This is a genomic window from Streptomyces sp. 13-12-16, from assembly GCF_002114215.1.
Lineage (GTDB): Bacteria > Actinomycetota > Actinomycetes > Streptomycetales > Streptomycetaceae > Streptomyces.
Genome location: NZ_NCTE01001030.1, coordinates 1 through 7,732 on the forward strand (window position 1 = coordinate 1; position 7,732 = coordinate 7,732).

At 72.0% G+C, this 7,732-nt stretch carries 5 protein-coding genes and 1 pseudogene; 3 read left to right on the forward strand and 3 right to left on the reverse strand.

All coding sequences use genetic code 11. From position 1 onward, the window contains the following. Positions 1-2,012: pseudogene (locus B7767_RS34600) on the forward strand (AfsR family transcriptional regulator); the annotation flags it as partial. On the opposite strand, the gene B7767_RS34605 reads toward B7767_RS34600, so the two are convergent. The 3 genes from B7767_RS34605 to panB all read right to left on the reverse strand — a co-directional run bounded on the left by B7767_RS34605 (position 2,013) and on the right by panB (position 5,023). Continuing rightward, on the reverse strand, positions 2,013-2,879 hold the full coding sequence (locus B7767_RS34605) for an ABC transporter permease (RefSeq protein ID WP_085575550.1): 867 nt from the start codon (positions 2,877-2,879) through the stop codon (positions 2,013-2,015). Continuing rightward, on the reverse strand, positions 2,876-3,904 hold the full coding sequence (locus B7767_RS34610) for an ATP-binding cassette domain-containing protein (RefSeq protein WP_179167414.1): 1,029 nt from the start codon (positions 3,902-3,904) through the stop codon (positions 2,876-2,878). Before B7767_RS34610 ends, B7767_RS34605 begins: the two co-directional genes overlap by 4 nt. Positions 3,905-4,144: 240 nt before the next feature. Next, positions 4,145-5,023: a 3-methyl-2-oxobutanoate hydroxymethyltransferase gene (panB, locus tag B7767_RS34615; RefSeq protein ID WP_085575552.1), complete on the reverse strand. Its 879-nt coding sequence runs from the start codon at positions 5,021-5,023 to the stop codon at positions 4,145-4,147. A 191-nt stretch (positions 5,024-5,214) separates the two neighbouring features. Here panB and B7767_RS34620 point away from each other — a divergent pair, with 191 nt between their 5' ends. After that, positions 5,215-6,810: an MFS transporter gene (locus tag B7767_RS34620; protein ID WP_085575553.1), complete on the forward strand. Its 1,596-nt coding sequence runs from the start codon at positions 5,215-5,217 to the stop codon at positions 6,808-6,810. Between the two features lie 77 nt (positions 6,811-6,887). Further along, entirely contained in the window at positions 6,888-7,508 is a 621-nt protein-coding gene (locus B7767_RS34625; protein ID WP_085575554.1) for a TetR/AcrR family transcriptional regulator, read from the forward strand. Positions 7,509-7,732: the final 224 nt, after the last annotated feature.

The window sequence follows — 7,732 nt, forward strand, 5'->3', positions numbered from 1 at the left end:
CGCTGCCCGAGCCGGTCGCGCTGCGCCTGCTCGCCGACCGGGGGGCCGCCGCCCGCCCCGGCTTCCGCACCGACGCCGACGACGACACCGCGGCGGCCTGCGCGGAGATCTGCCGCCGCCTCGACGGACTGCCGCTGGCCATCGAACTCGCCGCCGCCCGGCTGCGGATGCTCACCCCGCGCCAGATCGCCGACCGGCTCGACGACCGCTTCCGGCTGCTCACCTCCGGCAGCCGCACCGTCCTCCCCCGGCAGCAGACCCTGCGGGCCGTCGTCGACTGGTCCTGGGACCTGCTCGACGCGGACGAACGCGACGTACTGGTCCGGCTGTCGGTCTTCGCGGGCGGCTGCGACCTCGCCGCCGCCGAGGCCGTCTGCGGACCGGCCGCGCTCGACGCGCTCGGCTCCCTCGTCGACAAGTCCCTGGTGGTGGCCGCCCCTTCGGGCGACGGCGAGATGCGCTACCGGCTCCTGGAGACCGTCGCCGAGTACGCCGGCGAACGCCTCGACGAGTCCGGCCGGCGCCCCGAGGCCGAACGGGCGCACCTGACGTACTTCCGTGAGGTCGCCCGCACCACCGAGCCGATGCTGCGCGGCCCGGACCAGGTGGCCGCCATCGCCCTGCTGGAACGGGAGTACGAGAACGTGCGCACGGCCCTGCGCCACGCCCTCGCCCTGCGCGACGAGCAGGAGGCCCTCTGCATCTGCCTGTCGCTCGTCTGGTACTGGCAGATGCGCGACCTGCGCATCGAGGCCCGCAACTGGTGCTCCGAGGTCATGGCCCTCGCCCCCGACCCGTTCACCGAACCGGTACGGCCCGCCGTCCCGCTGTGGGAGCGCTGCACCGACGCCCCGCCCCCGATGACCGGCGAACTCCTCGCCGAGGCCCGCCGCGGGGTGCACCTGGCCCATCTGGCCCACATGGACACCGAACTCGACGACTGGCAGACCCCGCAGGCACAGCACAAGCTGCGTCTCGTCGGCGCGACGTACGAGCCGGGCATGCCGCAGGTCTGCCGGCCGCCCGGCCTGCTCTGGATCTTCGCCGTGATGCTGACCGGCGACATGGAGCGGCTGCACCGGGTGGTCGACGCGGCGATCCGCACCTGCCGGGAGAACCCCGGATTCGCATGGGAGCTGGCCTCCAACCTCCAACTGCGCGCCAACTTCCTGGCCAACCGCAGCGACTGGGCCGGCGACGCGCGCCGCGACGCCGACGAGGCCCTGGAGATCCACCGCCGGCTCGGCGACACCTGGGGCATCGCCGAGGCCCTCTCCGCGCGCGGCGAAGCCCTCGAACGCGCCGGCGCGTACCGGGACGCCGCCGCGGACTACGAGGCGGCGATCGAGCACGCCGACCGTCTCGGCGCCCGTGCCCACACGGCCATCCTCACCGCCCGGCTGGGCAGCGCGCTGCTGGAGGCGGGTGAGGCGGAGCGCGGTGAGCGGCTGCTGCGCGAGGTCATCGACGACACGCGCGGCCGGCATGTCGAGGCCCTGCCCGCCGCCCGGCTCTTCCTGACCGGTTGGCTGTGCACGACCGGTCGTACGGCGGAGGCCCGGGAGCATCTGCGGGCCCTGCGCGAGGAGTTCCGCATCGCGCACTACGTGGTCTTCGACGCGTTCATCCTCGGCGCCGAGGGCTGGCTGGAGGTGGCCGACGGCAACGACGAGCAGGCCCTGGTGATCATCCGCAAGGCGATCCGGCAGGCGGGCGATCCGCTGTCCGCCGCCATGGCCCCCCACATGCGCTCGGCGTACGTCACCCTGGGCGCCCTCGCCCTCGCCGGACTCGACGGCGGACGGCACGCCCGGGACGCGGCCCGCTGCCTCGGCGCCGCCGACTCCTGGCTGCCGCCCGAGCACCATGCCGGGCAGGTGGAACGCGAGGCCCGCGCACGCGCCGAGGCGCGCGTCCGGGCGGCACTCGGCGACTCGGCGTACGGCATCGCGTACGCCGAGGGCGCCGGCCTCTCCCCGGAGGAGGCCGACGCCCTGCTCGGACCGGCGTGATCAGCTCTTCGTACGGAACTTGTGGATCGCGACCGGTGCCATCACCGCGGTGATCCCCACCGACCAGGCCAGTGTCATCCACAGGTCGTGGGCGACCGGGCCGCCCACCATCAGCCCGCGTGCGGCGTCCGCGAGCGCGGACAGCGGGTTGACCTGGGTGAAGGACTCCAGCCAGCCCGGCATCGACTGGGTCGGCGCGAAGATCGACGAGCCGAACTGCAGCGGCATCAGCACCAGGAAGCCCATCGCCTGCACCGACTGCGCGTTCTTCATCACCACGCCCAGCGTGAGGAAGATCCACATCAGCGCCGAGCCGAACACCGCGGACAGTCCCACGGCGGCGAACAGCCCCGGCCAGTTGCCGATGTCGAAGCCGACGAGCACACCGACGACCATCAGGATGGCGGTGGCGATCAGCATCCGCACCATCTCGACCGAGATCTTCGCGAACAGCACCGAGCCGCGCCCGATCGGCAGCGACCGGAAACGGTCCATGACCCCGGTGTTGAAGTCCTGGTTGAACCCGGTGCCCACCCCCTGGGCCATGTTCATGCCCATCATGGCCATCAGGCCGGGCACGATGTACTGCACGTACGCCTCCTGTCCGCCGCCCAGCGACTGCCCGATGGAGCCGCCGAAGACGTACACGAACAGCAGGGTGAAGACGATCGGGAACAGCACGGCGTCGAACATCGACTCCGGGTCCTGCCGTATCCACAGCAGATTGCGGCGCACCAGCGCCCCGGTGTGCCGCAGATGGGCGCGCAACGGGATCCGCGCGTCCGCGCGGAGGTCGGTGGCGGTGATGGAAGGGGTGGCGCGCAGCGCCTCGTTCAGGGTGGTGGTGGGTGACGGGTGGGCACTCATACGGCGACGACCTCCTCGTGGGTCTCGGCGGGTACGGCGTCCTGCGGGGCACCGGCACGGTGGCCGGTGAGGGACAGGAACACCTCGTCCAGGCTGGGCAGTTCGGTGGTGATGGAGCCGAGGGTGATGCCGCGCGCGGTGACCGCGCCGACCACGGCGGTCAGCTGCTCGTCGCTCAGCACCGGGACGAGCACGGCACCCCGCTCGGCGTCCACGGTGGTCGTGGCGAGCCCGGTGACGCCCAGTGCGTCCAGGGCGTCCGCCAGCGGACGCAACTGCAGCGGATCGGCCGGGCGGACCCGCAGCGTACGGCCGCCGACCCTGGCCTTCAGCTCCTCGATGCCGCCGCTCGCGATGACCTTGCCCCGGTCCACGACGGTCAGCTCGGAGGCGAGCTGCTCGGCCTCCTCCATGTACTGGGTGGTCAGCAGCACCGTCACCCCGTCCCCGACCAGCCGCTTGACCTCGTCCCACACCTCGTTGCGGGTACGGGGGTCCAGCCCCGTGGTCGGCTCGTCCAGGTACAGCACGGCCGGCCGGCCGATCATCGAGGCGGCCAGGTCGAGGCGCCGCCGCATACCGCCCGAGTAGGTGCCCGCCGGCCGGCGGGCCGCCTCGGTGAGCGAGAACCGCTCCAGCAGCTCGTCGGCGCGGGACCGCGCCTCCTTGCGGGACAGGTCGAGCAGCCGCCCGATCAGATACAGGTTCTCCCACCCCGGGAGCTTCTCGTCCACGGAGGCGTACTGCCCGGTCAGTCCGATCACCCGGCGCAGCTGCCTCGGCTGGCGGACCACGTCGTACCCCGCGACGGTGGCGTGCCCGGCGGTCGGCGTGAGCAGGGTGGACAGGATCCGCACCAGCGTGGTCTTCCCGGCCCCGTTCGGCCCGAGCACCCCCATCACGGTGCCCTCGCGCACATCCAGGTCGACCCCGTCCAGCGCCTTGGTCCCGCCGTAGTGCTTGACCAGCCCCCGCACGGTGACGGCGCTCCCCGCGCCCCCCAGGTCCTTGTCGTTTCGCGTCATGCCGAGGACTGTCCCAACCCCCACCGACAAACCCCCGACATCCCACCGACAAGTCAGCCGACGGCACCGACAACTCCCGCGTGGCCACCGCAACCGTCACTTGAGGCACCCCGACGGCGCGCACCACATCCGCGAGAGCGGCGCCGGTTCAGGCGCAAAAAGGTGCCGGCCCCGTCGACGGGGGAAGATCGACGGGGCCGGCAGGTGGTGCGACAGTGGCTCAGCCGCAGCAGAAGCTGCTCAGTGGACGGAGTGCGCCTCCTCCGGGAAGGTCCCGCCGACCACGTCCTCGGCGAACGCCTTCGCCGCCCCGCTCATGACCTCACGCAGATCCGCGTACCGCTTCACGAACTTCGGCACACGTCCCCCCGTCAGCCCCAGCATGTCGGTCCACACCAGCACCTGCGCGTCCGTGTCCGGCCCGGCCCCGATCCCGACGGTCGGAATGTGCAGCACCCGGGTCACCTCGGCCGCCAGCTCCGCCGGCACCAGCTCCAGCACCACCGCGAACGCCCCCGCGTCCTGCACGGCCTTCGCGTCCCGCAGCAACTGCTGTGCCGCCTCCTCGCCCCGCCCCTGCACCCGGTAGCCCATCGCGTTCACCGACTGCGGCGTCAGCCCGATGTGGGCCATCACCGGGATCCCGGACTCCACCAGCAGCTCGATCTGCCGGTGCGACCGCTCGCCGCCCTCCAGCTTCACGGCGCCGACACCGGCCTCCTTCACCAGCCGGGTCGCCGAGCGCAGCGCCTGCACCGGACCCTCCTGGTAGGAGCCGAAGGGCAGGTCGCCCACGATCAGGGCGCGCGAGGTGCCCCGTACGACCGCGGCGGACAGCATGGTCATCTCGTCGAGGGTGACGGGCACGGTGGTCTCGTACCCGAGGTGGCAGTTGCCCGCGGAGTCGCCGACGAGCATGACCGGGATGCCGGCCTCGTCGAACACGGACGCGGTCATCGCGTCGTACGCGGTGAGCATGGGCCACTTCTCGCCGCGCTCCTTGGCGGCGGCGATGTCGCGGACAGTGATACGGCGCGTGCCCTTGCCCCCGTACAGCGTCGCTCCGCCGGAGGGGGAACCGGGCGTCGTCCCGGTCTGGGCAGCCGAAAGCTGCGTCATGGAACCGTCTCCCAACACGTCATCTCGAGGCGCCCTGACGGCGTCCCCGGACCACGTCCATGGTGGCACCTCACCCCGACGAGGGCCAGAGGTCCCCCTGTGAGTTCCGCCGTGCAATATCCCGGCAAGTTCTGGGCAAAACGCTTACGATACGAGACGGTTCCGTATCGTAATTAACTACTCTGGGTCGCATGACTTCTCCTGCCGCTCCAGCCCGCCGCCGGGTCCCGGAAGCCGTGCACCGGCGCCGTTGGGCGATCCTCGGCGTGCTGATGCTGAGCCTGCTGATCGTCGTGCTCGACAACTCGATCCTGAACGTCGCCATCAAGACGATCTCCACCCCCGCCCCCACCGGCCTGGGCGCCACCCAGAGCGAGCTGGAGTGGGCGATCAACTCCTACACGCTCGTCTTCGCCGGCCTGCTCTTCAGCGCGGGGCTCCTCGGCGACCGGCTCGGCCGCAAGAAGGTGCTGATCGGCGGTCTCGTCGTGTTCGGCGCCGGCTCGGCGCTCGCCGCGTTCTCCGGCTCACCGGCCGAGCTGATCGGCTTCCGCGCGCTGATGGGACTGGGCGCCGCACTCGTCATGCCGGCCACCCTGGCCGTCCTGATGAACGTCTTCGAACGCGACGAGCAGCCCAAGGCCATCGGCATCTGGGCGGGCGGTGTGGGCCTCGCCATCGCCATCGGCCCGATCACCGGCGGATTCCTCCTGGAGCACTTCTGGTGGGGCTCGGTCTTCCTCGTCAACGTGCCCATCGTCGTCCTCGCCGTCGCCCTGATGCTGTGGCTGGTCCCCGACTCCCGCGACCCGGACCCCGGCCGGATCGACCCCGTCGGCGTCGTCCTGTCCGTGGCCGGACTGGTCCTGCTGGTCTACGGCATCATCAAGGGCGGCCAGCTCGCCGACTTCACCGACGTCACGGTGGTGTCGACGGTCGGCGCCGGTCTCGCCGTGCTCGCCGCGTTCGTGGTGTTCGAGAAGCGCAGCGACCACCCGTCCATCGACGTCACCTACTTCAGGAACAAGGTGTTCTCCGCCGCGGTCGTCGCGATCGCGCTGGTCTTCTTCGCGCTGATGGGCGTGACGTTCTTCGCCGTGTTCTACACCCAGAGCGTGCGCGGCTACTCGCCGCTGGAGACGGGTCTGCTGCTGCTGCCGCTGGCCGCCACGCAGATGCTCTTCGCGCCGCGGGCCCGCCTCCTGGTGGACCGCTTCGGCTACAGGGCCACCACCACCGCCGGCCTGCTGGTGCTCGCCGCGACGCTGGCGGCGTTCGCCACCCTGGACGGGGACACGCCGATCTGGATCCTGGAGGTCGTCTTCTTCCTCATGGGCGCCGGCATGGCACACGTCATGACACCGGTCAGCGTCGTCATCATGCAGGCCCTGCCCCGCGAGAAGGCGGGCTCCGCCTCCGCCCTCAGCAACGTCTTCCGCCAGGTCGGCGGCGCCCTCGGCATCGCCGTACTCGGCTCGGTGCTGTCCGCCGCCTACCGCAGCGGCATCGAGGACGAACTCGGCCTGCTGCCGCCCGGCGCCCGGCACGCGGCCGGCGAGTCCATCGAGGCCACCCTGGCCGTGGCGGACCGGCTGGGGGCGCGCGGCGAGCCCCTGATCGGCGCGGCCGACGACGCGTTCCTGCACGCCATGCACGTCACCGCGCTGTGGGGAGCGGGCGTCGCGGTGCTGGGCGCGGTCGTCGTCGCCGTGTTCCTGCCCGGCCGTACGCCGACGCCCGAAGGGGACGAGGAGCGGCGGGAAGCGATGCCGGCGACGGACCGGTGATCCCCGGGCGGTGGACCGTCGCCACCGCCCACCGGGAGAATCGTCCCAGCCCACCCCCGACGTAAGGACCCGACGACGTGATCCCGGCCGACACCGACCCCCGGCAGGGCGGCCCCGCACGGGGCCGCCCCCGCAGCGAGGCGGTCGAACGCGCCATCATCGAGGGAGTGATGAAGCTCCTGGAGGACGGCGTGCCCCTCGCGGAGCTCTCCATCGAGCGCATCGCCCGCACCGCCGGCGTCGGCAAGGCCACCATCTACCGCCGCTGGAGCGGCAAGGAGCAGCTCCTCGTCGACGTCCTGCGTGCCGCCGAGCCCCCGGACCCCGAACTCCCCGGCACCTCCATGCGCGACGACCTCGTCGTCCTGCTGGAGTCCCTGCGCCTGCGCGGCCTGGCCGGGCGGACCTCGGCGATCCTGCACAACGTGCGCGCCCAGATGAAGAGCAGCCCCAACCTCTGGGCCGCCTACCACGACACCGTCATCCTGCCGCGCCGCCGGCTCGGCCTGGAGGTGCTGCGCAGGGGCCGGGAGAACGGCGAACTGCGCGCCGACGTCGACATGGAGATCCTCAACGACATCGTCGTGGGCCCCATCCTCGTCCGCACCGTCCTGCGCCCCGACGCGGAACTCCCGGACGACCTGGCCGAACAGGTCGTCGACACGCTCCTCGAAGGCCTGCGCCCCGTCACCGGCTAGGCGCGATGTGCGCGTTTCGTCACAGAGGACGCTTTCCCCACCCCCGCCCGGAACTCCCCGAGCGCCCCCGCGCGTCCTCGCCCCCGTACGGCCGTCGAGGGGCGGCGGGAACGGAACCGATCATCCCCTAGTGTCTTTACGGACACGGGCGATGGTGTGCACGGCAGGTTGTGAGGCGACGGTATGGCGCAGCAGGCGTACAGGACGGAGACGGACAACGGCGG

Bases quoted from the DNA above. Each gene is read 5' to 3' on its own strand.
- B7767_RS34610 (WP_179167414.1), bottom strand. From the start codon at position 3,904: ATGACGCGAAACGACAAGGACCTGGGGGGCGCGGGGAGCGCCGTCACC.
- B7767_RS34605 (WP_085575550.1), bottom strand. From the start codon at position 2,879: ATGAGTGCCCACCCGTCACCCACCACCACCCTGAACGAGGCGCTGCGC.
- B7767_RS34620 (WP_085575553.1), top strand. From the start codon at position 5,215: ATGACTTCTCCTGCCGCTCCAGCCCGCCGCCGGGTCCCGGAAGCCGTG.
- panB (WP_085575552.1), bottom strand. From the start codon at position 5,023: ATGACGCAGCTTTCGGCTGCCCAGACCGGGACGACGCCCGGTTCCCCC.